General features: G+C 72.3%; 27 protein-coding genes. 12 read left to right on the top strand and 15 right to left on the bottom strand.

Translation table 11 applies throughout. The features are described 5' to 3' along the window. Nucleotides 1-92: 92 nt before the first annotated feature. Nucleotides 93-1,406, top strand: a complete 1,314-nt coding sequence (locus tag KGD83_RS15790; RefSeq protein WP_212639932.1) for a multidrug effflux MFS transporter — start codon at nucleotides 93-95, stop codon at nucleotides 1,404-1,406. A 252-nt stretch (nucleotides 1,407-1,658) separates the two neighbouring features. Continuing rightward, nucleotides 1,659-3,746 (top strand): AMP-binding protein, encoded by a 2,088-nt coding sequence (locus KGD83_RS15785; protein WP_212644451.1) that lies wholly within the window; start codon nucleotides 1,659-1,661, stop codon nucleotides 3,744-3,746. 246 nt (nucleotides 3,747-3,992) lie between these two features. Here KGD83_RS15785 and KGD83_RS15780 read toward each other — a convergent pair whose 3' ends face one another. The 3 genes from KGD83_RS15780 to KGD83_RS15770 form a co-directional block, all read right to left on the bottom strand. After that, nucleotides 3,993-4,640 (bottom strand): LuxR C-terminal-related transcriptional regulator, encoded by a 648-nt coding sequence (locus KGD83_RS15780; protein WP_212639931.1) that lies wholly within the window; start codon nucleotides 4,638-4,640, stop codon nucleotides 3,993-3,995. After that, entirely contained in the window at nucleotides 4,592-5,926 is a 1,335-nt protein-coding gene (locus KGD83_RS15775; protein ID WP_212639930.1) for a sensor histidine kinase, read from the bottom strand. Before KGD83_RS15775 ends, KGD83_RS15780 begins: the two co-directional genes overlap by 49 nt. A gap of 165 nt (nucleotides 5,927-6,091) precedes the next feature. Next, nucleotides 6,092-7,024: a hypothetical protein gene (locus KGD83_RS15770; protein WP_212644450.1), complete on the bottom strand. Its 933-nt coding sequence runs from the start codon at nucleotides 7,022-7,024 to the stop codon at nucleotides 6,092-6,094. 165 nt (nucleotides 7,025-7,189) lie between these two features. Here KGD83_RS15770 and KGD83_RS15765 point away from each other — a divergent pair, with 165 nt between their 5' ends. The 3 genes from KGD83_RS15765 (at nucleotide 7,190) to rnhA (ending at nucleotide 9,005) form a co-directional block, all read left to right on the top strand. Then, nucleotides 7,190-7,633 carry an SMI1/KNR4 family protein gene (locus KGD83_RS15765; RefSeq protein ID WP_013152997.1) on the top strand — a complete coding sequence of 148 codons (444 nt, stop codon included), beginning with the start codon at nucleotides 7,190-7,192 and terminating at the stop codon, nucleotides 7,631-7,633. 20 nt (nucleotides 7,634-7,653) lie between these two features. Continuing rightward, entirely contained in the window at nucleotides 7,654-8,313 is a 660-nt protein-coding gene (gene def / locus KGD83_RS15760; protein ID WP_212639929.1) for a peptide deformylase, read from the top strand. 218 nt (nucleotides 8,314-8,531) lie between these two features. Further along, nucleotides 8,532-9,005, top strand: coding sequence for a ribonuclease HI (rnhA, locus tag KGD83_RS15755; protein WP_019607377.1), 474 nt, complete (start codon nucleotides 8,532-8,534; stop codon nucleotides 9,003-9,005). Nucleotides 9,006-9,060: 55 nt separating this feature from the next. Here rnhA and soxR read toward each other — a convergent pair whose 3' ends face one another. Next, complete coding sequence (gene soxR / locus KGD83_RS15750; protein ID WP_047872170.1) at nucleotides 9,061-9,528, bottom strand: redox-sensitive transcriptional activator SoxR; 468 nt, start codon at nucleotides 9,526-9,528, stop codon at nucleotides 9,061-9,063. A gap of 4 nt (nucleotides 9,529-9,532) precedes the next feature. After that, a complete protein-coding gene (locus KGD83_RS15745) occupies nucleotides 9,533-10,231 on the bottom strand; it encodes an ABC transporter ATP-binding protein (protein WP_212639928.1) in 699 nt (232 codons plus the stop codon). Nucleotides 10,232-10,513: 282 nt separating this feature from the next. Between KGD83_RS15745 and KGD83_RS15740 the strand changes: the two genes are divergently transcribed. Beyond that, nucleotides 10,514-11,500, top strand: a complete 987-nt coding sequence (locus tag KGD83_RS15740) for a DUF2332 domain-containing protein (protein WP_212639927.1) — start codon at nucleotides 10,514-10,516, stop codon at nucleotides 11,498-11,500. Between the two features lie 51 nt (nucleotides 11,501-11,551). Here KGD83_RS15740 and KGD83_RS15735 read toward each other — a convergent pair whose 3' ends face one another. Further along, the gene (locus tag KGD83_RS15735; protein ID WP_212644449.1) at nucleotides 11,552-12,541 is read right to left on the bottom strand and encodes an adenosine deaminase; all 990 of its coding nucleotides are present in this window, start codon (nucleotides 12,539-12,541) and stop codon (nucleotides 11,552-11,554) included. Between the two features lie 148 nt (nucleotides 12,542-12,689). Then, nucleotides 12,690-13,004: an SHOCT domain-containing protein gene (locus tag KGD83_RS15730; RefSeq protein ID WP_212639926.1), complete on the bottom strand. Its 315-nt coding sequence runs from the start codon at nucleotides 13,002-13,004 to the stop codon at nucleotides 12,690-12,692. A gap of 151 nt (nucleotides 13,005-13,155) precedes the next feature. On the opposite strand from KGD83_RS15730, the gene KGD83_RS28970 reads away from it, so the two are divergent. The 6 genes from KGD83_RS28970 to KGD83_RS15705 all read left to right on the top strand — a co-directional run bounded on the left by KGD83_RS28970 (nucleotide 13,156) and on the right by KGD83_RS15705 (nucleotide 17,493). Further along, complete coding sequence (locus tag KGD83_RS28970) at nucleotides 13,156-14,346, top strand: sensor histidine kinase (RefSeq protein WP_212644448.1); 1,191 nt, start codon at nucleotides 13,156-13,158, stop codon at nucleotides 14,344-14,346. Further along, nucleotides 14,343-14,996, top strand: coding sequence for a response regulator (locus KGD83_RS15720; protein WP_212639925.1), 654 nt, complete (start codon nucleotides 14,343-14,345; stop codon nucleotides 14,994-14,996). The genes KGD83_RS28970 and KGD83_RS15720 overlap by 4 nt, the downstream gene beginning before the upstream one ends. A gap of 59 nt (nucleotides 14,997-15,055) precedes the next feature. Next, nucleotides 15,056-16,222 carry an aminotransferase class V-fold PLP-dependent enzyme gene (locus KGD83_RS15715; RefSeq protein ID WP_212639924.1) on the top strand — a complete coding sequence of 389 codons (1,167 nt, stop codon included), beginning with the start codon at nucleotides 15,056-15,058 and terminating at the stop codon, nucleotides 16,220-16,222. A gap of 294 nt (nucleotides 16,223-16,516) precedes the next feature. Then, complete coding sequence (locus KGD83_RS29250; RefSeq protein WP_394358117.1) at nucleotides 16,517-16,588, top strand: hypothetical protein; 72 nt, start codon at nucleotides 16,517-16,519, stop codon at nucleotides 16,586-16,588. A gap of 40 nt (nucleotides 16,589-16,628) precedes the next feature. Continuing rightward, entirely contained in the window at nucleotides 16,629-16,823 is a 195-nt protein-coding gene (locus KGD83_RS28685; RefSeq protein WP_249351889.1) for a hypothetical protein, read from the top strand. Nucleotides 16,824-16,839: 16 nt separating this feature from the next. Further along, the gene (locus KGD83_RS15705) at nucleotides 16,840-17,493 is read left to right on the top strand and encodes a transglutaminase (protein WP_249351888.1); all 654 of its coding nucleotides are present in this window, start codon (nucleotides 16,840-16,842) and stop codon (nucleotides 17,491-17,493) included. Here KGD83_RS15705 and KGD83_RS15700 read toward each other — a convergent pair. From KGD83_RS15700 to KGD83_RS15665, 8 genes are all read right to left on the bottom strand, one after another. Beyond that, nucleotides 17,444-17,683, bottom strand: a complete 240-nt coding sequence (locus KGD83_RS15700; RefSeq protein WP_013153010.1) for a hypothetical protein — start codon at nucleotides 17,681-17,683, stop codon at nucleotides 17,444-17,446. The genes KGD83_RS15705 and KGD83_RS15700 overlap by 50 nt on opposite strands. A gap of 295 nt (nucleotides 17,684-17,978) precedes the next feature. After that, nucleotides 17,979-19,160: an FAD-dependent oxidoreductase gene (locus KGD83_RS15695; protein WP_212639923.1), complete on the bottom strand. Its 1,182-nt coding sequence runs from the start codon at nucleotides 19,158-19,160 to the stop codon at nucleotides 17,979-17,981. Next, the gene (locus KGD83_RS15690; protein WP_212639922.1) at nucleotides 19,157-19,729 is read right to left on the bottom strand and encodes a TetR/AcrR family transcriptional regulator; all 573 of its coding nucleotides are present in this window, start codon (nucleotides 19,727-19,729) and stop codon (nucleotides 19,157-19,159) included. Before KGD83_RS15690 ends, KGD83_RS15695 begins: the two co-directional genes overlap by 4 nt. 165 nt (nucleotides 19,730-19,894) lie before the next feature. Next, the gene (locus tag KGD83_RS15685; RefSeq protein ID WP_212639921.1) at nucleotides 19,895-20,284 is read right to left on the bottom strand and encodes an Hsp20/alpha crystallin family protein; all 390 of its coding nucleotides are present in this window, start codon (nucleotides 20,282-20,284) and stop codon (nucleotides 19,895-19,897) included. Nucleotides 20,285-20,429: 145 nt separating this feature from the next. Then, complete coding sequence (locus KGD83_RS15680) at nucleotides 20,430-21,107, bottom strand: class I SAM-dependent methyltransferase (protein WP_338036906.1); 678 nt, start codon at nucleotides 21,105-21,107, stop codon at nucleotides 20,430-20,432. A 286-nt stretch (nucleotides 21,108-21,393) separates the two neighbouring features. Beyond that, on the bottom strand, nucleotides 21,394-22,431 hold the full coding sequence (locus tag KGD83_RS15675) for an aminotransferase class V-fold PLP-dependent enzyme (protein WP_212639920.1): 1,038 nt from the start codon (nucleotides 22,429-22,431) through the stop codon (nucleotides 21,394-21,396). Nucleotides 22,432-22,445: 14 nt separating this feature from the next. Next, nucleotides 22,446-23,417 (bottom strand): phosphotransferase family protein, encoded by a 972-nt coding sequence (locus KGD83_RS15670; protein ID WP_212639919.1) that lies wholly within the window; start codon nucleotides 23,415-23,417, stop codon nucleotides 22,446-22,448. Nucleotides 23,418-23,600: 183 nt separating this feature from the next. After that, nucleotides 23,601-24,086: a MarR family winged helix-turn-helix transcriptional regulator gene (locus tag KGD83_RS15665; RefSeq protein WP_212639918.1), complete on the bottom strand. Its 486-nt coding sequence runs from the start codon at nucleotides 24,084-24,086 to the stop codon at nucleotides 23,601-23,603. Nucleotides 24,087-24,142 lie beyond the last annotated feature (56 nt).

Raw genomic sequence — 24,142 nt, 5'->3', positions numbered from 1 at the left:
GATCCGCGGGGTCGGGATGTTGGTATGGGAGTGTCCGTCGTCGGCGGGGCTCCTCCTTCCGGCGCTTTTCCCGTTCCTGAACTGGAGTGCCTGTGCAGTCCCCGAACTCCCCCTCCGCGGTCCCTGACCGGGAGGCGGTCGAGAGGTCCTCTTCCCCTGTCCCGGTTTCTTCCCCCGCCCCCGTGCCGGAGGCGGGTGCGCGCTGGACGCCCTCGCGCAAGTCGGTGGCGCTGCTGGTGCTGGTCCTGGGTGTGCTGACGGCGACCGGGCCGTTGGCCACCGACATGTACCTCCCGGCGTTCCCTCAGATCACGCGGGATCTGGGGACGAGCGAGGCGCAGATCCAGCTGACGCTGACGGCGATGATGCTGGGCCTGGCCGTGGGCCAGCTGGTGATCGGGCCGTTGAGTGACGCGGTGGGCCGTCGTGGTCCGCTGTTGGTGGGCGTGGCCCTGTTCACGGTGACGTCGGTGCTGTGCGTGTTCGTGCCGGACGTGACGTTGTTCATCGCGCTGCGGTTCGTGCAGGGTGTGGCCGGTGCGGCGGGTGCGGTGATCGGTCGTGCGGTGGTGCGTGACCTGTTCGCGGGTGATGACGCGGTGCGGTTCTTCTCGCGTCTGGCGCTGGTGATGATGCTGGCTCCGCTGTTGGCTCCGTTGGCGGGTGCTCAGTTGTTGCTGGTGGGTCCGTGGCAGTTGAGTTTTTGGGTCCTGGCGGTGATGTCGGCGCTGAGCTTTGTGCTGGTGTTGGTGTGGTTGCCGGAGAGCCTGCCTGTTGAGGACCGTCGTCGGCAGGGTCCTCGTCAGTTGGTGACGACGGTGGGTGGTCTGCTGCGTCAGCCGCGTTTCGTGGGTCCCGTGCTGACGATGGGGCTCAGTTTCGGGATGTTGTTCACGTACGTGTCGGCGTTCTCGTTCGTGTCGCAGACGGAGTTCGGTGTCTCGCCGCAGTTGTACGCGGGGCTGTTCGCGGTGAACGCGCTGGGGATGATGGCGGGTACGCAGCTGAACGGTTTCCTGGTGGGTCGTGTGGAGACGCTGCGGCGCCTGGGGATGGGGCTGGTGCTGGCTCTGTCCTCGGTGGGTGTGCTGGCGGTGTTGGCGGTGCTGGGTGTGGCCCAGTTGTGGATGGTCGTGGCGCTGCTCGCGTTGATGATGCTCAGCGTCGGGTTCATCATGCCGAACGCGACGGTGACGGCTCTGGACGGGCAGCCTGCGGCTGTGGCGGGTACTGCTTCGGCGTTGATGGGTGCGTTGCAGTTCGCGCTGGGCGGTGGTGTGGCGTCGTTGGCGGGGTTGACGGAGACGGGTGAGCCGTCGTTGGTGAGTATGGCGGTGGTGATGGTGTCGGTGGCGGTGCTGTCGTTGCTGGCGTATGTGTGGTCGGTGCGTACGAAGGTGCGGTGAGCGTTTTTCGTTGGTGTGGGCCCGGGTGCCGTGGGTGGGGGTGTGTCGGGCCCTGGGGGTGCGGTGCCGGGGCGGGTGGGTTGTGGTCGCGGTGTGGGCTGGGGCGTTGCGGGTCTGCGTTCGGGGTTGCCGTGTGGTGGGGAAATGGGCACAGTAGGTCGCAATCCCCTGATTGAGGTGGGCCTGTCCGGCCTGTCTTCCGATGCGGCAAGAGGATGAGTGGGTATGGGCGGTCCGAGTGTCACTCCCGGTATGTGGGCTCGGGGTCTTTCCGGGTTGAGCGACCTGATGTACGGGGTGGCCACGGAGGAGGCCCATGCGGAGGTGTTCTCCGTGCGCGGTGAGCGCGGCCGGTGGGAGCGGGTGAAGGCCGGCGGGTTCGCCACGGAGGTGACGGCGGTCGCCAAGGGTCTGGTGGCGGCCGGTGTGGGTGAGGGCGACCGGGTCGTGGTGGTGTCGGGGTCGCACCAGGACTGGGTGCGGTTGGCGTTCGCCGTGTGGTCGGTGCGTGCGGTGCTGGTGCCGTTGCCGGAGTCGGTGTCGGCGGAGCGTTTGACGCACGTGGTGCGGCAGACGCGTCCGGCGGCCGCGGTGGTGCAGGGCGAGCGGTCGTTGCGTACGGTGTCGGGCTTGCAGCGTGAGTTGCCGGACCTGGGCAGGGTGTGGCGGATGGACGCTGGTCTGCCGGGTGTGGTGTCGCTGGGTGCGTACATGGACGCGTCGTCGGTGCGGTTTCGTCGGGACGGGGCTGTGGCCGAGGACGTGGCGGTGGTGCTGTATCCGGTGAGTACGGTGTCGCGGTTGACGCGGGGTGTGGTGTTGTCGCACGGGGCGTTGTTGTCGGCGGCGGCGGATGTGGTGGACCGGATGTGGCCGCGGTTGTCGGAGTTGCCTGAGGGTCGGGCGAGCACGTTGTTGGATCTGCCGTTGTCGCAGATCTCGGGGTTGGCCGCGTTGGTGGCGTGCATGGTGGGGCGTGTGCGTGTGGGGTTGGCGGGCCCGACGGGGTTGATGCGGCAGGTGGAGGCGTTCAAGCCGACCGTGCTGGTGTGTTCGGCCCGGGTGTTGGAGGGTGTCTTCGACGTCGAGCGGGGGAGTGCGCGTTCGACGGGGTGGGACTCCTTGGGCACGTTCAACGCGGCGGTGGAGTCGGCGGTGCAGTTCGACCGGTCGCCGCGCAGGAGTGCGTGGCAGCGGTTGTCGCGGTCGATGTATGACTGGCAGTTCTCGCGGGTGCGGGAGTTGTTCGGTGGCCGGGTGCATCTGGCGGTGTGCTGGGGTGGCGGGTTGTCGGACCGGTTGGACTCCTTCTTCGGCGGTGTGGGGATTCCGGTGGTGCAGGCGTTCGGTACGCCCGAGGCGGCGGGTGTGTTCACGGCCGGTGCTGTGGGGGACCGGGTTCCGGGGACGGTGGGGCGTGCCCTGGAGGGTCGTGAGGTGTGGGTGTCGCGTGAGGGCGAGATCCATGTGCGCGGCGGTGCGGTGTTCTCGGGGTACTGGGGTGAGGGCAAGGCCTCGCGGAGTGCGTTCCGTGAGGGGTGGTTGGCGACCGGGTACGCGGGTGAGGTGGACGCGGACGGGGTCGTGAGTGTGGCGGGCCGGTTGCGGGTGCAGGCGGCGACGGAGGAGTTGGCTGGGCGGTTCGTGGCGCGCGGTGTGGATGAGGCGCCCGCGTTGGAGGGCCGTGTGCTGGAGGGGCCTGAGGAGCGTGCGCTGGAGGGGCGGCCGGTGCGGGAGCGGCGTGCCCCTGAGGAGGGTGTGCGTCGGCGGGAGGCGCCCGCGTTGGAGGCCGCGGCGGAGCAGGAGTCCGGTGCGGCCTCGGGTGAGGGTTCGGGGGAGATGTTGGCGGTGACGGCCGCCTTCGCCGCGGTGGATCCGGCCGGGGGCGGTGAGCCCGCGGCGGGGGAGGCGCGGGAGCAGCGTGTGGAGCGGGGGGACGCGGAGCTGGTGGCGGAGTTCGAGGCGCGGTTGCGTGCTCATCCGTTGATCAGTCAGGTGTTGGTGATCGTGGAGGGGCGGCCGTTCGCGAGTGCGTTGGTGACGTTGGTGCGTGACCAGTTGGAGTACTGGCGGTTGGTGAACGGTCGGCCGTTGGCGATGGCGCCGGAGGAGATCGCGGGGGATCGTGATCTGCTGCGTGAGGTGCAGGGGTTGGTGTACGAGGCCAATCGGAGTGTGCCGCGTCATCTGGCGGTGCGGTCGTTTCATGTGTTGGCGGAGGAGTTCACGGTGCAGTCGGGGTTGGTGCACGCGTCGGGGGAGTTGCGGCGTGAGGCGGTGCTGCGGGCGTTCGCGGAGGAGATCGACGGGTTGTACCGGGTGCGTCGTGAGCAGCAGTAGGGGGTAGTGGGCGGCGGTGTCGGGGCCGCGGTTCGGATCGGGTGGTCTGGGCCGCGGCCTTTGGTGTGTATCGCGGTTGGTGCGGTCACGCCGGTGTGTCCGTGGAGTGTCCGGGTTCAGGGGGCGGGCGCGGTGACCGCCGTGCTGTTGGCGCGGTACCTGGTGTTGACGGCGTTGCCGGGGTGGGTGTGCACGCGTGGTCCGGTCGGGCTGGTTCTGGGTGCCGGGGGTGTGATCGGCGGGTGGTTACTGGCCGTTGAGGAAGGCCAGGACGGCTAGGACGCGGCGGCTGTCGTCGGAGGAGGGCGGCAGGTCGAGTTTGGTGAAGATGTTGTTGATGTGCTTGCTGACGGCTTTTTCGGTGATGTAGAGGCGTGCGGCGATGGCGGAGTTGGAGCGTCCTTCGGCCATTTCGGACAGGACTTCGCGTTCGCGGGGGGTGAGTTGGGCCAGGGGGCCGCTCTGGTCCTGGCGGGCGAGGAGTTGAGAGATGACGGCGGGGTCCATGGCGGTGCCGCCGTCGGCGACGCGGCGGACGGCTTCGATGAACTGGCCGATGTCGAAGACGCGGTCCTTGAGGAGGTAGCCGACGCCGCCGGTGTCGTCGGAGAGCAGTTCGCGGGCGTAGAGCTGTTCGACGTGCTGGGAGAGCACGAGGATGGGCAGGCCGGGGATCTGGGTGCGGGCGGCGATGGCGGCTTGGAGGCCTTCGTCGGTGAAGGTGGGGGGTAGGCGTACGTCGACGACGGCGACGTCGGGTTTGTGTTCGGTGAGGGCGGTGTGCAGGTCGGGGCCGTTGTCGACGGCGGCGACGACGGTGAAGTCGTGTGCCTGGAGGAGGCGGATCAGTCCGTCTCTGAGGAGGGCAAGGTCTTCGGCGAGGACAACACGCACGGGATCTCCAGGGTCACGATGGTGGGGCCGCCCGGTGGGCTGGTGATGTTCATCGTGCCATCAAAGGCGTCCAGGCGTCGGCGGATGCCGGCCAGGCCGCTGCCGGGGGCGGGGGTGGCGCCGCCGGTGCCGTTGTCGGTGGTGGTGATGACGAGGCGGTTGCGGCCGTGGTTGATGTGGATCCAGGCGTGGGTGGCGTGGGCGTGTTTGGCGGTGTTGGTGAGGAGTTCGGCGATGGCGAAGTAGGCGGCGGATTCCACGGGGTCGGCGGGGCGGCCGTGGAGGTCGATGGTGACGGTGATGGGCAGGTGGTGGGTGAGGGCGAGGGCGTGGACGGCGCCGTCGAGGCCGCGTTCGACGAGGACGGGTGGGTGGATGCCGCGGACGAGGTCGCGGAGTTCGGTGAGGGCGTGGCGGGTGGTTTCGCGGGCTTCGGTGAGCATGGCGCGGGCGGTTTCGGGGTCTTTTTCGACGATTTGTTCGGCCATGCCGAGGTTCATGCCCAGGGCGACGAGGCGGGCTTGGGCGCCGTCGTGGAGGTCGCGTTCGATGCGGCGGATCTCTGAGGCCTGGGTGTCGATGGTGTGGGCGCGGCTGGTGGCCAGGTGGGCGACGCGGGCGGTGAGTCGGGCTTTTTCGGAGGGGGAGAGCAGGAGGCGGTTGAAGCGCAGGTAGGTGTCGGCGGCTAGGGGGATGAGGATCCAGCCCAGGGTGATGAGGGCTAGGGCGGGGATGAGGATGATGAGTTGGTTGAGGGTGGTGGTGGGGGTGTAGGTGTCGTAGAGGGTGGGGCCGGTGAGGTTGAGGGCGAAGAGGAGTTGTTCGATGCCGTGGGCGATGAGGGTGAGGGGGATGGCGACGAGGAGGAAGCTGGCGGGTGCGGAGATGAGCCAGAGCAGGTCTCTCCAGGTGGCGGGGTCGGTGATGATGGCGGTGCCGCGGCGGGTGATGCCGGTGGGGGGGATGGGGCGGTAGGCGGAGGCGATGGGGCGGTGTAGGGGGCGGCTGGTGGGGGTGGGTAGGCCGGGGGTGGCGGTGCGTTCTCGGGGGGTTTTGCTGTTTTTGATGAGCAGGTGGCTGAGGGTGCGGCGTTGGCTGTCGGCGAGGGTGCGTAGGAGGAGGGCGGTGAGGATGACGAAGGGCAGGCCGATCCAGGTCAGGGTGAGTACGGCCGCGAGGACGACGAGGGGGAGCAGGAGGAGGGCGGCGATGTTCTGGGAGAGCAGGAGGAAGAGGTAGGCCAGGGTGGTGAGGCGGCCTGCGCGGTGGTGGGGTGCGGTGGCCATGGGTGGTTCTTCCGTTCCTGCGCTCGTGGGTGCTGGTGTCTATTGTGTCCTGTTCGCGGGTGTGGGCGCGGTGGTGCGGGCTCCCCTGTCGCGGGGGTTGGGGGCAGCGGTCAGGAGGGCTCCCGGTCGGTGCGGGAGCCCTCCTGGGCGGTGTGTTCGGGGCTTTCAGGGCCAGCGCATGTCGGTGGCGGGGCCCAGGTCGCTGACGCGGGTGCTGCTGTGGGCGTCCAGTGCCTTCTTGAGCTGGTCCCAGGACTGTTGGGGGGTGTTGTCGGTGTTGTTGCAGGTGCGCTGTTGGCAGGCGGTGTGCTGGGACATGGCTCCGGCGAAGCGCAGGGGGTCGTCGGCGTTGGTGTGGCCCCAGCGGCTGATGTTGGCCCACTGGTCGGCCTGGATGCCGTCGGTGCGGTAGATCTGGGGGATGACGTGGACGCGGGGGTTGCCTCCGCCGGCCATGTGGTGGACGTCGGCCAGGCGCCAGCCGTTGGCGCAGCCGCCCGAGCCGGTGGTGGGGCAGGAGTCGGCGGAGTTGGCGGCGTAGAGCGGTGTGGTGGTGGCCTGGGTGTAGGCGGCGAGCCAGTCGCGGGCCCAGGCGGGGGTGGACCAGGAGGGTTCGGCGTCCAGGGCGGCGGTGATGGTGACGGCCTCGGTGGTGGAGGCGTCTTGGGCGGTGGTGACCAGGTCGGCCCAGCGCTGTCCGGCGTGGGCGCCGGTGACGCCGCCGTCGTCCTTGTTGTTGACGCCCAGGGCCAGGTGGGCGGTGGCCTGGCCGGTGCGGCACTCGGTGAAGCCCTGGGCCCAGTGGTGGGTGTAGGCGGCGGCCTTGCTGTAGGCGGAGCGGGGTGTGGTGGAGTTTCCCGAGGTGCCGGGTTCGCGTAGGGTGTCGCCCTTTTCCTGGGTGCCGAAGAAGAGGATGCGCGGGCCGGTGGCGCCGGTGCGTCCTTCGGTGCATCCGGCTTCGTGGGCCTGGGTGGAGGTGGCGTTGGTGAGGGGGACGTAGCGGCTGGTGGTGTGGCCGGGGTAGGCGGTGGTGGTCGTGGCCTGGGCCGGCGTGCCCAGGGCGGTCAGGGCGGCGGCGAGCGCGGTGGTGGCGAGCATGCGTGCGGTGGAAGCCATGGGGTCATTGTGTGTGATAGTGACCGGTTGTGCACGCATCGTGATATGGGTGGCGTGTTCGGGGTTTGGGGTGGTGCGGCGCCCGCGGGTTCGGGTTTTTGGCGCAACTCGCCGCCGACGATTTCCCGTGGGTTGCCACGACCTGTGATGATCAGGAGTGTGTGGCGTGAACTGATCCTGGAGATGTATCCCGAGGCCGATCTGAGCGATCCGGCCGATGAGGTGACCCTGGCCGAGGTGGAGAAGCACCTGATGCTGCCCCTGCCCTTCGAGCTGGCCTCGTTGCTGCGCGAGACCGACGGGGTGACCAACGAGTACGGGGACGCGGTGGTGTGGAGTGCGCGGCGTCTGGTGGAGGACAACCTGGCGATGCGCCGGGAGCCGGACTATCTGGAGCTGTACGCGCCCTTCGACGAGATGATCTTCTTCGGTGACTCCGATATGGGGCCGCAGTTCGCCTACGTGCACACCGACTACGGTCCGGGGATCGTGGTGTGGGACCATGAGAGTGACCGGCGACGCCTGGTGGTGGTGTCGTTGCGCGACTACCTGGCGCGGTGTCTGATCCAGGGCAACTCCTGGTTTCGTTGAAGTGTGGTGAGAGTAGGACCATGTCGGAGCATGGCGGGGTTGGCGTCGTCGTTCAGGGTCGGGAGGTCGCGGATTTTCCCGAGTGGGCTCCGGAGGCGGCGCGCGGCCGGGTGCGGCGGATCACCGTGACGGGTGAGGAGGTGCTGCACCGGCGTGGTGTGGATGTGGCGCCGCAGATGTTGGGCTCGGCGGAGTTGGCCGCGCTCATCGACGACATGTTCGTGACGATGTACGCGGCCGAGGGTGTGGGGTTGGCGGGCAGTCAGGTGGGTGTGGACCTGCGGGTGTTCGTCTATGACTGCCCTGATGATGACGGTGTGCGTCATGTGGGGCACGTGGTCAACCCGGTGTTGGACGAGCGCGATCCCGATGACGCGGTGGTGGTGGAGTCCGAGGGGTGTTTGTCGGTTCCGGGGCCGCACGCGGATCTGGGGCGGGTCGAGCACGCCACGGTGCGGGGGGTGGATCGCGACGGCGAGCCCGTGGTCGTCAGCGGCAGCGGGTACTTCGCCCGGTGTCTGCAGCACGAGACCGATCACACGCTGGGCCGGTTGTACGTGGACCGGTTGAGTGCGCGTGAGCGCAAGCGGGTGCTGAAGAAGATGAACGAGATGGCCAACGACGTGTTCGCGCGTCGTGAGGAGCGGGCCGAGGAGTTGGCGAGGGAGCTGGCCGGCTGATCTGGGCTGTGTGCGGGGGTGTTCCGGGTGCGGAACGCCCCCTTTTTTTTGTGGTGCGGGGTGGTTGGTTGGGGCGGGTGTGGAGGGTCCTTTGGTCGGGTCGGCGGGCCGAAGTGGCGGGTGTGGGGGCTCCATTGGGGGTGATTGGCTCCTTTTGTGGCCCCGACCTTGGTGGTTGTGGCCTTTTCGTGACCGTGGGGGGCGGTAGATTGCCCGGCATGCGTAACGGGGACGAGGTCGGCCAGGAGCCGACGCAGCGGGTGGTCATCTACACCGACGGGGCGTGCAGCGGCAACCCCGGTCCGGGCGGGTGGGGGGTGTGGCTGCGCTACGGCGGCCACGAGAAGGAGCTGTACGGGGGTGAGGCGCAGACCACCAACAACCGGATGGAGCTGATGGCGGCGATCCGGGCGCTGGAGAGCCTGCGCCAGCCGCTGCCGGTGCTGGTGCACACCGACTCCTCCTACGTGCGCAACGGGATCACCTCGTGGCTGCACGGGTGGAAGCGGCGGGGCTGGCGCACGGCCGACAAGAAGCCGGTCAAGAACGTGGACCTGTGGCAGCGCCTGGACGAGGTCGCCTCGCGCTATGAGGTGGAGTGGCGCTGGGTGCGCGGGCACAGCGGGGACGAGGGCAACGAGCGCGCCGACGCGTTGGCGCGGCGCGGACGCGACGAGGCCGCCGGGGTGTAGGGGGGCGGTGCGGGCGGGGCGGCGAACGCGGGTGTTCGCCGCCCCGCCCGTGTGTTCAGCCGCTCTCGCGGGCCAGGGCGTTGACCATCAGGCGGCGCGGGCCGGGGCCGGCGGAGGCCAGGGCGTCGTCGGGGTTGGACAGGGTGCAGGTGTCCAGGGACAGGCAGCCGCAGCCGATGCAGTTGGTCAGGTCGTCGCGCAGGCGGATGAGTTGGCTTATGCGGGCGTCGAGTTCGGTGCGCCACTGCTGGGACAGGCGGGCCCAGTCGTCACGGGTGGGGGTGCGGTTGTCGGGCAGGGTGTCCAGGGCCTGGCGGATGCGTGCCAGGGGCATGCCCACGCGTTGGGAGATGCGGATGAAGGAGACCCGGCGCAGGGTGTCGCGGCGGTAGCGGCGCTGGTTGCCGGCGGTGCGGCGGCTGTGGATCAGGCCCTGGCGTTCGTAGAAGTGCAGGGCTGAGACGGCGACTCCGGCGCGTTCGGCCACTTGGCCGACGGTGAGTTCCTTGACGATGGGTGCCACGTGTTCATCCTAGGGCGTGGCCGGTGGTGCGGTGGGTGCCGGTGAGGGCGTACAGGCGTGCGTAGGCGCCGCCGCGGACCAGGAGTTGGTGGTGGGTTCCGGTTTCGGTGACGCGTCCCTTGTACAGGAGCAGGATGCGGTCGGCGGTGCGGGCGAGGGCGGGTTGGCGGGTGAGGGTGAGCAGGCCGGTGTCGGGGCTGGTGGGCGGGTGGGCCTGGTCGTGGGCGGGTGGGGCGGTGAGCACGAGCAGGCGGGTGTTGGTGCGTTGGGCGTAGAGGGCGCGGGCCTGGTGGACGCGGGGGAGCAGGGCGGGGGGCAGGGCGTCCAGGGGTGTGGGCAGGCGGTGTGGTTCCAGGCGGGTGCGGGTCAGGGCGTGGGCCAGGTGGGGGTCGTCGGCTTGGGGTGAGTTCTGGCCGGTGATGGTGTGGGCCAGGGTGGGGCGGGGGGTGAGGAGGTGGGGGCGGGTGTGGGCGGCCAGGCGTCCGTGGGTGGGGGTGGTCTGGCCGGTGAGCAGGCGGGTCAGTGCGGTGGTGGCCTCGTCGGTCAGGCCGACCAGGGCCACGTGTTCGCCGGGGTGCAGGGTCAGGTCGAGGTGGTCCAGGTGGGGGGCGAGGGACACGTCGTGGAACTCCACCAGGGGTGGCAGGGGGGTGGTGCTGGGGTGGGTGGTGCCGCGGAGCTTGCCTCGGGTGGAGATCCTCACGGGTGTCCGTTCGTGTGGTGTGGTCGTCACCAGCCTGGGATTGTCCTGCGCGGGTGAGAGTTCTCGTGATCTGTTCGTGTCCTTGGTCTCGCTGGGTGGAACGGCTGGTGGGGCTGGTTGGTTCCCGGTGGCGGCAGGAAGGGTGGGGGTCGGGTGGACACGCGCTGCCGTGTGGGGCGGGCGCGTCTTCGGCGCCGGGGTGAGCGCGCTCACGGGGCGGCGGGTGCGGGGGCGGGGTAGGAACACCGCACCTGTTCCCCCGAGGTGAAGGAGCGTGTGGTCGTGGAGCATGTCGCCGCCGTGGACGCGAGCGTGCGCAGCATCGTGAGGCAGTACCGGGGTTTCGCGGACGGCTACGCCCAGGACGCGGCTCCGGGGTACGCGCGTATCGCCCGGGCCCTGGCCGGGGACGAGCGGGTGCTGGAGTTGGTGGCCTCCCTTCCCGCGGGCAACAAGCGCCAGCCCAACCTGTTGCTGGGCGCGGTGCGGTTCCTGGGCGGGCCGGTGGGTGGGTGGGCGGAGTTTCGCGCCTGGCTCCTGGAGCACTGGGAGGCGGTGCGGGCGGTGGTGCTGGAGCGCTACACCCAGACCAACGAGGTGCGCCGGTGCGCGACCCTGCTGCCCGTCCTGTCCTTGTTGGAGGGGCCGTTGGCGCTGGTGGAGGTGGGGGCGTCGGCGGGGTTGTGCCTGTATCCGGACCGGTACCGCTACTCCTTCGACGGCGGGGCGCCCATCGGTCCGGAGCGCAGCCCGGTGCTGCTTGAGTGTGCGACCTCGGGTGCGGTTCCGGTGCCCGAGCGGGTGCCGCGGGTGGTGTGGCGGGCGGGGATCGATCTGAACCCGTTGGACGTGCGCCGCGAGGAGGACGTGCGGTGGTTGGAGGCGCTGATCTGGCCGGGGCCGTATGAGGCCGAGCGGCGGGAGCGGTTGCGGGCGGCGGCGCGGGTGGCGGCGGCCGAGCCGCCCGCGCTGGTGGCCGGTGACCTGGTGCGGGAGTTGGAGGCGGTGGCGGGGCGGGTGCCGGCGGGGGCGCGGTTGGTGGTGATGCACAGCGCGGTGCTGGCCTACCTGGACGAGGCTTCGCGGGACGCGTTCGTGGAGGCGGTGCGGGGGTTGGACGGGCACTGGGTGTCGAACGAGGGTGCGCGGGTGCTGCCCGCGCTGGAGGGTCCGCGCCCGGGGGTGGGGACCGACTTCGCGTTGGCGTTGGACGGGCGGGTGGTGGCCTTCGCCGGTGAGCACGGGCAGCGGTTGACCTGGGCGGTTTGAGGTGGCCGGTGTGTGGCCCCATCCCCGGGCGCCGGGGGTGGGGCCACGTGCTTACCAGGGGTGGGGGTGGGCGTCGACCTCGGCGATGAGCTGGGCCTTGCGTTCGGGGGGCAGGAAGGAGGCGGTGAAGGAGTTGCGGGCCAGTTGGCGCAGTTGGTCGGCGTTCAGGCCCAGGTGGGTGTGCAGGGCCTGGTAGTTGTCGTGGACGTAGCCGCCGAAGTAGGAGGGGTCGTCGGAGTTGACGGTCACCAGCAGTCCGGCCTCCATCAGGGCGGGCAGCGGGTGCTGGTCCAGGGCGGGTACGGCGCGCAGGCGCACGTTGGACAGCGGGCACACGGTCAGCGGGGTCTGGGTGGCGGCCAGGTGGGAGACCAGGCCGGGGTCCTCCAGGCAGCGGATGCCGTGGTCGATGCGTTCGGCGCCCAGGAGGGTGAGGGCCTGCCAGACGTAGGAGGCGGGGCCCTCCTCCCCGGCGTGGGCGACGCGGCGCAGGCCCAGGTCGCGGGCTGCGGCGAAGACCTCGGTGAACTTCTCGGGCGGGTGGCCGACCTCGGCCGAGTCCAGGCCGACGGCGCTGATGTGTTCCAGGTGGGGTCGGGCCTGGTGGAGGGTGTCCAGGGCTTCGGCGGCGGGGCGGTCGCGAAGGAAGCACAGGATGAGTGTGGTGCTGATGTTGTGGGTGTGTTCGCTGTTCTTGAGGGCGGCCGTGATGCCGTTGACGACCGTGTCCAGGGCGATGCCGCGGCCGGTGTGGGCCTGGGGGTCGAAGAAGATCTCGGCGTGGCGTACGCCCTGGGCGGCGGCGCGGTCGAGGTAGGCGCTGGCCAGGTCGGTGAAGTCGGCTTCGGTGCGCAGGACGTCCATGAGGGCGTAGTACAGGTCCAGGAAGGACTGCAGGTCGGTGAAGGAGTAGGCGCGGCGCAGGGAGTCGACGTCGGGGTGGGGCGGGGTCAGGCCGTTGCGTCGGGCCAGGGCGAAGGCCAGTTCGGGTTCCAGGGTGCCTTCGATGTGGACGTGGAGTTCGGCCTTGGGGATGGGCATGGTGGTGCTCGCGCCTTCGTGGTCGGGTGGTGTGTTGGCCATTGTGGCTGATGGGCGGGGGTGCCCCGGCCGGATGGGTGTGGGGTGTGGAGCACACGTGGGGCCCGGCCGCGCGGGGTGCGCGGTCGGGCCGGGTGGGTGTGCGGGGTTATTTTCGGCCGGGGCGGTCCTCGCGGCCGGGAGTCCAGTTCAGGGCACTGGCGCGTTCCATGAACTCCTCCACGGTCAGGTCGCCGCGGGCGAAGCGGTCGGCGAGGGTGCGGCGGGCCTCCTCCTCGGGTGAGGCGGGGCGCGGCGCCCAGGGCGGGCGGTGGCCGCGTCGGGCCAGGGCGAAGGCCAGGGCGCCGAGCAGGACGAGGGTGAGCAGAAGGAACATCAGGGCTCCGGGAAGGACGAAGGCGGGCGGTCCCTGCCCCCAGTGGGGGTGGGCTGCCAGGGCGGTTGCCGCGGTGAGGGTGTTCATGGGTTCACTGTGTCCGGGGCGGGGGGTCGCGGTCGTCCCCCCGCGGGCGGCACCTGTGCTGCGCCCGGGTGCGTAGGGCGCCTACGCCTGTGGTGCCACGACAGGGCGGGGGCGGGCGGCCTAGGGTCGTGGTGTGAGTGGTGACAGGCGGATGCGCCGGGTGGTCGGGGATCTGGCGCTGAGTGTGGTGCTGGGCGCGGTGGCGGTGGGGTTCGTGCGCGGCCAGGTGGTGTGGCAGCGGCGCGGCGTGGGCGGGCACGGCCCGTGGCGGGGCGGGCCGCCTGCGGGGTGGGACGTGGACTGGGGTGCGGTGGTGGTGCCCTGGTCGGTGTGGGTGGGTGTGGGGGTGTTGGTGTGCGCGGTGGCGGTGCGCCGTGTGTGGCCGGTGGCGGCGTTGGTGGTGGCCGCGGCGGGCGCGGCGGTGTTCGTGGGGGCGGGTCACCCGGTGGGGCCGGTGCTGGTGTTGCCCGCGCTGGTGGTCTTCTCGGCCGCGATCCGGTTGGGCGCGGGGGTGTTCTTGGCGTGGACGGCGCCGTTGGTGGTGGCGGTGGGGTTGCTCTCGCGGGTGGATGAGCCCTGGTGGGGGTTGGTTGACGGGGGCGCGCTGGTGGGGGTGGTGTTCGCGGTGGGGGTGATGGCCTTTCCCGCGGGCGGTGGGGTGTTCGTGCGTGCGCGGCGTGAGGCGCGCCGGCGCCAGCGCCAGGAGGAGGTGGAGCGGCACCGCTACGAGGAGCGGTTGCGTATCGCCCGTGAGGTGCACGATCTGGTGGGGCACAGCCTGTCGGTGATCAGCATGCAGGCGTCGGTGGCCCTGCACGTGGTGGATCGTCGGCCCGAGCAGGCATCGGTGGCGTTGGCCGCGATCCGGGACAGCAGCCGGTCGGCCCTGGAGGAGTTGCGGGGCACCCTGGCGGTGTTTCGGGGCGGGGCGGAGGTGGCGGGTCGGGGTCCGTTGCCGGGGCTGGGGCGTGTGGAGGCGTTGGTGGGGGAGTTGCGTGGGGCGGGACGTCGGGTGGAGGTGGTGTGGGAGGGGGAGGCGGTGCGGGTGCCCGCGGCGGTGGACCACGCGGCGTTTCGGATCGTGCAGGAGGCGTTGACGAACGTGGTGCGCCATGGCGGTGAGGGGGCCTCGGCGCGGGTGCGGGTGGTGTACGGGGCCCAGGAGGTGCGGGTGTGGGTGGTGGATGAGGGAGTGGGTGTGGTGGGGCCGGTGCGTGAGGGGTCGGGGATCGCGGGGATGCGTGAGCGCGCCCGGGCGGTGGGCGGGTCGGTGACGGTGGGGCCTGGTGAGGGCGGCGGTTTCGTGGTGGGGGCGTCGTTGCCGTTGGGTGGTGAGCGGTGAGCGTGCGGGTGGTGGTGGCCGATGACCAGGCGCTGGTGCGGATGGGGTTGCGGGTGCTGCTGGAGGGTGAGGCGGACCTGGAGTTGGTGGGCGAGGCCGGTGATGGCGGGCAGGCGGTGGAGCTGGTGCGTCGGCTGCGTCCGGATGTGGTGTTGATGGACGTGCGGATGCCGGTGGTGGACGGGTTGGAGGCGTTGCGGCGCATCGCGGGGGAGGAGGCGCTGGCGCACACCCGGGTGGTGGTGTTGACGACGTTCGAACTGGACGAGTACGTGTTCGAGGCGTTGCGCGCGGGGGCGTCGGGGTTCTTGATCAAGGACAGCGACCCGCAGGAGATGTTGGCCGCGGTGCGGGCGGCGGCGCGGGGTGAGGCGTTGCTGTCGCCGTCGGTGACGCGGCGGGTGGTGGCGGCGTTCGTCTCGCGTGAGCCGGGCGGGGGTCGGGTGTCGCGGCTGGAGGTGCTGACCGAGCGTGAGCGCGAGGTGGTGGGGCTGGTGGGTGAGGGGTTGAACAACGAGGAGATCGCGGCCCGCTTGGTGGTCTCCCCGGCGACGGCGCGCACGCACGTGAGCCGGGCGATGGTCAAGCTCGGGGCGCGGGACCGGGCGCAGCTGGTGGTGTTCGCCTTCCGGGCCGGGCTGGTGCGCTGAAGGGGAGGCCGGGTAGGTTCGGCGGCGACCGTGTCGGGTGCGTCGAAGGGGTTGGCCGGATGGGCGTGGATGTGGCTGCGGTGCGGGCGGACACCTGTGGGGTTGGGCAGGCGGCGCACCTGGACAACGCGGGGTCGTCGCTGCCGCCGGACGTGGTGGTGGAGGCGGTGGTGGATCACCTGCGTCTGGAGGCGCGGGTGGGGGGTTACGCGGCGGCCGAGCGGGCGCAGGCGGGGGTGGAGGGGTTCTACACCGCCGTGGCGCGGTTGGTGGGTGCGCGCCCCGAGGAGATCGCGTTCGCCGAGAGTGCGACGCGGGCGTGGGAGTTGGCGTTCGGGTCGGTGGTCTTCGCCGAGGGGGAGCGGGTGCTGACCACGGCCAGTGAGTACCCCAGTAACGCGCTCGGGATGGTCAAGGCGGCCCGTGAGCGGGGTGTGCGGGTGCAGGTGGTGCCCGATGACGCCGACGGGGTGATGGACGTGGGGGCGCTGGAGCGGGAGTTGGCGCGGGGCGGGGTGCGGGTGGTGGCGCTCAACCACATGCCCACGCACAACGGGCTGGTCAACCCGGCTGAGCGCATCGGGGCGCTGTGCCGCAGGTTCGGGGTGTTGTTCGTGTTGGACGCGTGCCAGTCGGCGGGCCAGTGGGATCTGGACGTGGAGCGGCTGGGGTGTGACGTGTTGGCGGTGACGGGGCGCAAGTTCCTGCGCGGGCCGCGGGGGACGGGGTTCGTGTACGCGCGGTCGGGGGCGGACCTGGGGGAGCCGCCGGTGGTGGACGTGACGTCGGCGCACTGGGAGGGGCGCGGGTACCGGGTGCGTGAGGACGCGCGTCGTTTTGAGAGTTTTGAGCGCAACGTGGCCGGTCAGATCGGGTTGGGTGTGGCCGTGGACTACGCGTTGGCGGTGGGGATGGAGCCCATCCGGGAGCGGGTGGGCGCGTTGGCCGAGCAGGCCCGGGACCGGTTGGGGCGTCTGGCGGGGGTGCGGGTGCTGGACCGGGGGAGGGTGCGGTCGGGGATCGTGACGTTCGCGGTGGAGGGTGTGGCGGCCGAGGGGGTGCGTGCGGCGCTGGGGGAGGCCGGGGTGCGGGTGAGCGTGTCGCGGTTGTGGAACCAGGTGTGGGAGCCCGGTGTGGGGGTGGACGAGGCGGTGCGTGCCTCGGTGCACTACTTCAACACCGAGGCCGAGGTGGAGGCGTTGGCGGACGCGGTCAAGGGGTTGTAGGCGCGCCGGGGCCGCGGTCTTCGCCGCGCGCGGGTCGGTGTGGCGGGCCGGGTGGCGGGTGGTCCGGTCGTGGGCGCCGGGCGTTCGGGACGCGAGCGGGTGTTGACGGCGCCCTTGGGGCAGGGGCCACACTCGCATCCATGAGTACCCCACCGCCCCGCGAGGCGCTTTCCCGGGGGAGTTCGCCCGTGCGAGCGGGCTCTACCCCAAGGCGTTGCGGTTGTATGAGCGCTCGCGTCTGCTGGTGCCCCACCTGGTGGGGGCGGCGGGCACCGCGTCTACCTCGTCGCCCAGGTGGAGCGGGCCCGGAGCATCCGCCTGCTGCGTCAGATGGGCATGCCCCTGGCGGTGGTGGCCGGGAGGTGATGGCCCAGGAGGGCGGGCAGGCCCTGGAGCGGGCCGAGGCGTGCTGGCGGGGCTGGGTCGGGTGCTGCGCGGGGTGGTGACCCACTACCGGGGCGGCGGGCAGGTGTTCACCGGGGCGCGGTTGGCCGAGGTCGACCACCGGTGGGTGGAGGCGATGCTGGCCGCCGACCAGGCCCGCTGCCCGGGGCCGTGGCCGCGGCCCCGGGCAGCGGCCTCTGGTGGGGTGCTGTCGTGACTTCGCGCTGGTGACGGTGGCGGCGCGTACCCGGGTGGGGTTCGCCTCCTACCTGCACGAGGGGTTTGGGACCGACCACGTGGTGAGCGAGTACTGGGACGGCGGTCGGTGGGTGTGGGCGGACACCCAGCTGGACCCGGCGGGTTCGTGGCCGGTGGATGTCCTGGACCTTTCGCGTGCGCCCGCCGCGCGGGGCGCGGTCTTCGCCAGCGCGGCGCAGGTGTGGCTGGCCCACCGGGCGGGGGAGGTGAACACCGACCGCTACGGGGTGCACCCGGACCTGCCGTGGCGGGGTGCGGGGTTCGTGCGCGCCTACGTGTTGTTGGAGTTGGCGCACCGTCAGGGCGAGGAGGTGTTGTTGTGGGACACCTGGGAGGCCATGCAGGCTGAGGACGACGGGGTGTTCGACGAGGTGGCGCGCTTGCTGGTGGCCGCGGACGGCGGGGACGGGGCCGCCGAGCGGGAGTTGGCGTGCCGGTACGCCCGTGGGGGCGGTTGGACCCGGGAGGGCGGGTGCTGTGCGCGTCGCCGTCGGGGTTCGTGGGGTGGGTGGACCTGGAGCGGCGGGTGGTCGAGCCCGGGTGAGCGGGTGCGGGCCGCCGGGGCGGGGGCGGCGCGGTTCACACCGGCAGGAGGATCAGCAGGGTCGGCAGTGCCAGGAGGAGCATGAGGCATCCTCCGGCGGCGGGGGTGGTGGCTCGGGGTGCGGTGGCCTCCATGTCCGCGATCATGTGCTGTTGGGCCGGGCAGCCCGGGGTCACGACGTCCTCACGGCTGAACACGCGGCAGGGTAGCCCCGTCATGAACTCGGCGTCGTACTGGCGCCCGCACAGGGAGCAGCGGGGGTCGTTCGGCTTCACGGTCGTGGTCCCTCTCGTCGGAGTCCGGTCCGTGCCGGGCGTCCCTGGCGTCGGCCCCCGGGCCTGGTGGTGGGGGCGTGGCCGACCGGTGCGGGCGCACGGCGCGGCTTCACGTTCCTCTCGGACAGGAGGGTGCCGGGGCGGCCCCGGCGGTTCGTGTGAGCGCGGCCCCCGTCGTCGGTGCGGCGGGTTCTGCCGGTCGCTCCGGGCAGGCCGCGGTTCTCCCCGGCCGGGGGTGGGCCCGTCGCCGCGTCAGGGGCCGCGGTGGACACGGTCGAACGCGTGCCACGGGGGGTCAGTCGCGGACGGTCAAGGGGGTGTGTTCGCGTACGGCGGGGGTGGGCTTGCCGGTGAGCGCCCCCGCCAGCAGGCGGCTCGCCCCGGGCAGGCCGGTCAGGCGCAGGGCCAGGCGGCGCAGGAGCAGTTGGGCGCGGGTGGGGGGCAGGAACCAGCGGGCGGTGCGGCGGGCGGCGCGCTGGCGCTGTTCGACCTCGGGGCGCCACTGGTGCTCGTAGCGGCTCAGTCCCTCCTCGAGGGTGGGGGCCGAGGCCAGGTGTTCGGCCAGGACGAACGCGCCGCCCACCGCCAGGGAGGCGCCCTGGCCCGCGAGCAGGGAGACCGCGCCGCAGGCGTCGCCGAGCAGGACGGTGCGTCCCCGGCTCCAGCGGGGCACCACGCTCTGGGAGACCTGGTCGTAGTAGACGTGTTCGGGGTCGGGGCAGTGCTGGAGGGCGCGGGGCACCAGCCAGCCCAGGTCGGCGTGGGTGCGGCGCAGTTCGGCGCGCGGGTCGGCGGGCCGGTCGGGGGTGGGGCTGCGGTGCACGGTGAAGGCGGCCACGCGGCCGTCGCGCAGCCCGTACAGGCCCATCTGGGCGCCGGTGGTGTCGGTGAGGTGGAAACCGCCGTCGACGCGGGCGTGGATGTCGGGGTCGGCGAAGACGAAGGCGGCGGTGTGGAAGCCCAGGTAGCGCAGGTGGTCGGTTTCGGAGCCGAAGACCTGGGCGCGCACGGTGGAGTGGATGCCGTCGGCGCCCACGAGCAGGTCGCCGGTCAGGGTGCGGCCTCCCGTGAGGGTGACCTGGACGGTGTCGCCGTGGTCCTGGACGCGCTCCAGGGCCGCTTCGTAGCGCACCGGCACGTCGGGGGGCAGGGTTTCGCGCAGGGCGCGTTCGAGGTCGGGGCGCATGAGGGAGACCACGCCCAGGTGGGAGAACTGTTGGATGCCCAGCCTGGCGCGGGGGGCGCCGTCGCGGTCGACGAAGGTGGCGTGGTCGATGCCGTAGCCGAGTTCGCGCAGGCGGGGCAGGAGGCCCATGAGTTCGGCGGCCCGGTAGCCGGGGCCGAAGAAGTCGATCATGTAGCCCTGGGTGCGTGGGTGGGGGGCCTGTTCGAGGACGGTGACCTGCCAGCCGTGGGTGTGCAGGCGGTGGGCCGCGGCCAGTCCGGCGATTCCGGCTCCGCAGACGATCGCTCTCATGGGTGTGCTCCTGGGGTGTGGTGGGTGAGCAGGCGGCGCAGGACGGGTTCGATCTCGGTGGAGGTCAGGTCCGGGGTCAGGGCGCGGTGCAGCAGGACGCCGTCCAGGGTCGCGGCCAGGACGGTGGCGGTCTGTCGGGGTTGGGGGACGCCGGCGTGGGCGAGCCAGTCGGTGAGGTGGCGGCGCATCAGGTCCAGGACGCCGGTGACGGCCTGGCGCAGGCGGGGGTCGCGGGTGGCGGCCAGGTAGGTCTCGGTGACCAGGTGGGAGGCGGGGTCGTCGCCGGGGTAGCGGTCCAGCTCGCGCAGGATCAGCGCGAGTCCCTGGTGGGGTGTGGTGGTGGGGCCCAGCAGGTGGACGGCCTCCTCGACGATGGCGGTGATGGCCTGGGTGGCGGCCTGGGTGAGCAGGGCCTGGAGGGAGGGGAAGTGGTAGTGGACCAGGCCGGGGCCCACCCCCGCGCGGTCGGCGAGCGTGCGGGTGCTGACCGCTGACCAGCCGCGTTCGCTGATGAGTTCGGCCGCTGCCCGGAGCAGGCGGCCTTTGACGTCCTCGCCGCGTGGTGCCATGTGCGTCCCGCTTCTTGGTCGATCGCCTTGGGCGAACGTATTGGTCAATCGCCCAATTCCGAGGATGGCACAGCGCCCGCCCCGGGGCAAGGCCCGGGTCGGGCGCACGAAGAAGGGGGTGTGAGGTCCCCCGTGGTCCTCACACCCCCTGTTGGTTCTGCCGGGTCAGGCGGTGGCGCCGCCCTGGCCCAGGAGGATCTTGCGCGGCTGGGCCTTGGCGGCGACCGGGACGCGCAGGGTCAGGACGCCGTCGGTGTGGTCGGCCTCGATGTGCTCGGTGTCCAGGTCCTGGCCCAGGCGCAGGCGGCGGGTGACGGCGCCGGTGGGCCGCTCGCCGACCAGGACGCGGCCCTCCTCGGTCCGCTCGGGACGCTGGGCGCGGACGGTGAGCACCGAGCCCTCCACCTCCAGGTCGATGCCGTCGGCGGGCACGCCGGGCAGGTCGATCCGGACCACGAGGGCGTCCTGGGTGCGCACCGCGTCCATGGCGGCGTTGCGCGCGGCGGGAGCGGTGGAGGCGGTGACGTCGAAGGGGATGGTGCGGGTGAGAAGCATGGAAGAACCCCCGAAAAACCTCGGCTTGATGCTGATGGACTCAATTTTATTGACGACTTTGGGCGCGTCAAGGCGGTGTGGGGCACCCCACACGACGACGCCCCAGGCCCCGTGTGCGTCGGGGTCTGGGGCGTGGAACGCGTGGTCAGCGGGTTCGGGCCAGGGTGATGATCTCGGGGCTGGACGCGGTCAGGGGCGAGCGGTCCCAGTCCCCGAACCGCTCGACGGCCCGCAGCCCGGACCGCTCCAGCAGCAGGTCCAGGTGGTCGGCCTCCACGAAGTGCAGGGTGCTCACGGTGCGCAAGGGGAGGGAGGAGTCGGATCGGGTGGTGGTGCTGGTGAAGGTCACCAGTCCTTCGGGCGTAGGCGCGGCGGCGTCGTGGACGTCGCTCACGCGCACTCCGCCGGCGGTGGTGACCTGGTGCGGCTGGGCGGGGGACCACCTCTGCCAGGCGCGCGCGGCCGGGTTGCGGGTTTCGAAGGCCACCAGGCCCCCCGGGGCCAGGGCCCGGCGCATCGCCCGCAGCGCGGCGCCGATCTCCTCGTCGGTGCGCAGTTCCTGGAAGGCGTGGCCGGTCATGGTGACCAGGTCGAACTCCTCGTTCCAGGTGTGGGCGGCCAGGTCATCACGCACCCAGGAGACGGCGTCGGTGCGCCCGCGGGCCACCTCCAGCATGGCCCGCGCCGGGTCCAGACCCACCAGGTGTCCGGTGTGGCCGCGGGTGCGGGCGCGGTGGAGCAGACGGCCGGTGCCGCACCCCGCGTCCAGCACGCGCGGGGCGGCCATGACCAGGCCCAGGTAGAAGTTGTCGCCGGGCCCCATGGGCTGAGGACGTCGTAGAGGGCGGCGACGTCGGGGGAGTCGTACGGGTTGTGGGTCATCGCGTCAGTGTGGCAGCGGTGCCGGGGGGCGACCACCGGGTTTTCAGTCGGCCCGACCGGCGCGGGACGCGGTCCCGGAAGGCCGGGGCGCCCACCGTGGGCACGCGCGTGCACGCACCCGTCCGCGTGTGCGGCGCGCCCTGCCCCGTCGGGGAAAGCGGCGGACCGCGACGGTGGCGGGCCCCCGCGCCGGTGGGGGCGCCGGGGTCCGTACTGGAAGCCGCGCGCTAGGGCTGGAGCAGGGCCTTGGCGGCGCGCTCGGCGTCGTCGAGGGTGTTGTACAGGTGGAAGGACAGGCGGGTGCGGCCCCCGCGTTCGGTGGTCACCACCCCGGCCCGGGCCAGGCGCTCGGAGGCACCGGGCAGGTCGACGCTGGTGATGGCCGAGTGGGCGGGCTCCTGCCCCAGCGCCGCGCGGAAGTGGTCGGTCAGGGCGGTGTTGTGGGCGCGCACCCTCTCCAGGCCCGCCTCCAGCAGGACCCGGCTGGAGGCGGCGGCCGCCACGGCCGCGAACCAGTTGGGCGAGGTGTCGAAGGCGCGCGCGGTCGGCGCCGGGTCCATCCGGGCGGCGTACATGGCCGAGGCGGTGTCGCGTGCGGCGGCCGGACCGGCGTTGTTGGGGCGCAGCCGCGCACGCAGGTCGGGGGACAGGTAGGCCAGGGCCAGACCGCGCGGTGCCATGAGCCACTTGTAGGCCGAGGCGATCAGGGCGTCGAAGACGGTGGCGTCCAGGGGCGTCCACCCGGCGGCCTGGGTGGCGTCGGCCACGACCAGGGCGCCGTGGGCGCGGGCGGCCGCGACGATGTCGCCGGTGGGGGCCAGGCGTCCGTTCGCCGAGTGCACCGTGCTGAAGGCGACCAGGTGCGTGCGCGCGTCCACGGCATGGGCCAGGCGGTCGAGGGGGACGGCCTCCACGGTGACGCCGCGGTCGGCCTGGGCCTGCCAGGGGAAGACGATCGAGGCGAAGTCCCCCTCGGGGACCAGCACGCGGGCGCCGTCGGGCTGGCTGGCGGCGATGGTTCCGGCGATCTGGGCGGTGCTGGCTCCCAGGGTGAGGTTGTCGGCGGGCGCGCCCACCAGGGCGGCCAGGTTGACGCGGGCCTGTTCGAGCTCGCGCCCCCAGGCGCCGGGGTCCCCGGTGGCGGTGTGCCAGGAGCGTACGGCGTCGGCCAGGGCCTGGTGGGCGGGCCGGGGCGGGATGCCGTACTGGGCGGTGTTGAGCCAGACGGTGTCGGTGCTCCACAGACCGGTGATGGTGTCGTCCATGGGCACCGAGTGTGTCAGGCGGTGGTGGCCAGCGCGATGTGGAGGCTGTGCTCGACGATGCCGAGCATGAGGGCGCGGTCGGGGTAGCCGCCGTCGAGCAGGCGCAGGGGACCGGCGACCAGGGACAGGTGCAGGGCCAGGTCGTACAGGGCGGTGCGGGCCGGGTCCAGGGTGCGGGTGGCCAGGCGCGGGTGGTGGGCGCCGAAGCGCAGGCGCAGGAAGGCGTGTTCCCACTCCACGTCGAAGAACATCAGTCCCTCGATGTCGATCAGGACGGGGGCGCCCTGGGAGTCGACCAGGACGTGGTCGGGGCCGAGTTCGCCGTGGATGAGCGCGTGTTCGCGGCGGGGTTCCACGCGCGCGGCCAGGGTGTGCAGGGTGGCGGTGAGGCGTTCGCGGCCCCGGCGCACGCGCGGGTCGCGGTGGGCGGCCTCGTCCAGGTCGGTCAGGGCCCGCTCCAGGACCAGCTGGTGGCAGGAGTGGGTGCCGGCGGCGCTGGCGCCCAGGTGGGCGACCTTGCCGAAGGCGGTGTCGGTGCTCGCGTGCATGGTGCGCAGGTCGCGGCCCAGGCGGTCCAGGACCGGGCGTGCGGCGCGGGGGTCGCGGTGCAGGAGTTCTTCGAGGGTGGGGCCGGGGACGTCCTCGAGCACGGCCAGGCAGCCGGGGTGGTGGGCGCCGCTGGTGTCCAGGGCGTACAGGCGGGGGACGCGCACGCCCAGGTCGGTCAGGGCGCGGTGGGCGGCGGTGAACAGGTCTGCGCCCGAGGCGTGGGAGAAGGGGTCGGCCGGGTCGGCGCCGTGCGCGGTGGCGGGCCAGTAGTCCTCGCTGTCGTGCCACAGGTAGGCGATGACGGTGGTCTGGTCCAGGGCCAGGCGGTAGACGCCCTTCTTGGAACCGCCGCGCAGGCGTTGGACGGCGCGGGCGGGGCCGGGGCGTTCGAGCAGTTCGGGGACGGCGCGGGCGAGGTGGGCGGCGGGCCCGCTCATGGCACTCCTGAGGGGTGTGGTGGGGTGGGCGGCCATCCTCGCACGGCACCGGCGGGGTGCGCCCGTGGTTTTGGCGCCGACCGGTCGCGGCGGGTCGGCGCTGCGAGCCCGGCTCAGTCGACGCGGCCGTCTCGGCCAGCGGCGGGTGGGACCGCGCGCCGCTGGCGCTCGTCGGCGCGGGGCTCAGGCGCGGTCGATGGGGGCCAGGACGCGGGAGAGCAGGTCGGCCAGCTGGGCGCGTTCGTCACCGGTCAGGGGGCGCAGGAGGTCGGCCTCGCGGTCGAGCTGCGCGGCGAAGAGGGTGTCGGCCAGGGCCTGTCCGCGTTCGGTCAGGCGGACCTGGACCTCGCGGCGGTCGCGTTCGAGGGGGGTGCGGGTGATGAGCCCGGCGGCCTCCAGGCGGGTGAGGCGTTTGGTGGTGGCGGCGCCCGAGGAGATGGTCTCGCGGGTGAGCTGGCGGGGGCGCAGTCCGTGGGGGGAGCGGCGCAGGGCGGCCAGGACCTCGAACTCGGGGCGGGTGACCTCGGCGTCGGCGAGTCCGTCCTCGGTGGCGTTGTTCATCAGGGCGGCCAGGCGAAGGACGCGGCCCATGGCGGCCATGCTGGTCAGGTCCAGGTCGGGGCGCAGGCGCGACCAGCTGTCGAGGAAGCGGGAGACGGCGTCGCTCATGGTGTCCTTCGCGTGTGCGGCGGGGCCGGTCGCCGGGTGCGGGCGGGCGTGCCCGT

Origin of the sequence: Nocardiopsis akebiae, from assembly GCF_018316795.1 — a bacterium.
Classification (GTDB): domain Bacteria; phylum Actinomycetota; class Actinomycetes; order Streptosporangiales; family Streptosporangiaceae; genus Nocardiopsis; species Nocardiopsis dassonvillei.
The sequence above is the reverse complement of the archived record's forward strand: the minus strand, read 5'-3'. Positions and strand labels throughout refer to the sequence as shown.

Bases quoted from the DNA above. Each gene is read 5' to 3' on its own strand.
- KGD83_RS15785 (WP_212644451.1), top strand. From the start codon at position 1,659: ATGTGGGCTCGGGGTCTTTCCGGGTTGAGCGACCTGATGTACGGGGTG.
- KGD83_RS15775 (WP_212639930.1), bottom strand. From the start codon at position 5,926: ATGGCCACCGCACCCCACCACCGCGCAGGCCGCCTCACCACCCTGGCC.
- KGD83_RS15770 (WP_212644450.1), bottom strand. From the start codon at position 7,024: ATGCTCGCCACCACCGCGCTCGCCGCCGCCCTGACCGCCCTGGGCACG.
- KGD83_RS15765 (WP_013152997.1), top strand. From the start codon at position 7,190: ATGATCAGGAGTGTGTGGCGTGAACTGATCCTGGAGATGTATCCCGAG.
- def (WP_212639929.1), top strand. From the start codon at position 7,654: ATGTCGGAGCATGGCGGGGTTGGCGTCGTCGTTCAGGGTCGGGAGGTC.
- rnhA (WP_019607377.1), top strand. From the start codon at position 8,532: ATGCGTAACGGGGACGAGGTCGGCCAGGAGCCGACGCAGCGGGTGGTC.
- KGD83_RS15735 (WP_212644449.1), bottom strand. From the start codon at position 12,541: ATGCCCATCCCCAAGGCCGAACTCCACGTCCACATCGAAGGCACCCTG.
- KGD83_RS15730 (WP_212639926.1), bottom strand. From the start codon at position 13,004: ATGAACACCCTCACCGCGGCAACCGCCCTGGCAGCCCACCCCCACTGG.
- KGD83_RS28970 (WP_212644448.1), top strand. From the start codon at position 13,156: ATGCGCCGGGTGGTCGGGGATCTGGCGCTGAGTGTGGTGCTGGGCGCG.
- KGD83_RS15715 (WP_212639924.1), top strand. From the start codon at position 15,056: ATGGGCGTGGATGTGGCTGCGGTGCGGGCGGACACCTGTGGGGTTGGG.
- KGD83_RS15695 (WP_212639923.1), bottom strand. From the start codon at position 19,160: ATGAGAGCGATCGTCTGCGGAGCCGGAATCGCCGGACTGGCCGCGGCC.
- KGD83_RS15690 (WP_212639922.1), bottom strand. From the start codon at position 19,729: ATGGCACCACGCGGCGAGGACGTCAAAGGCCGCCTGCTCCGGGCAGCG.
- KGD83_RS15685 (WP_212639921.1), bottom strand. From the start codon at position 20,284: ATGCTTCTCACCCGCACCATCCCCTTCGACGTCACCGCCTCCACCGCT.
- KGD83_RS15680 (WP_338036906.1), bottom strand. From the start codon at position 21,107: ATGGGGCCCGGCGACAACTTCTACCTGGGCCTGGTCATGGCCGCCCCG.
- KGD83_RS15675 (WP_212639920.1), bottom strand. From the start codon at position 22,431: ATGGACGACACCATCACCGGTCTGTGGAGCACCGACACCGTCTGGCTC.
- KGD83_RS15670 (WP_212639919.1), bottom strand. From the start codon at position 23,417: ATGAGCGGGCCCGCCGCCCACCTCGCCCGCGCCGTCCCCGAACTGCTC.
- KGD83_RS15665 (WP_212639918.1), bottom strand. From the start codon at position 24,086: ATGAGCGACGCCGTCTCCCGCTTCCTCGACAGCTGGTCGCGCCTGCGC.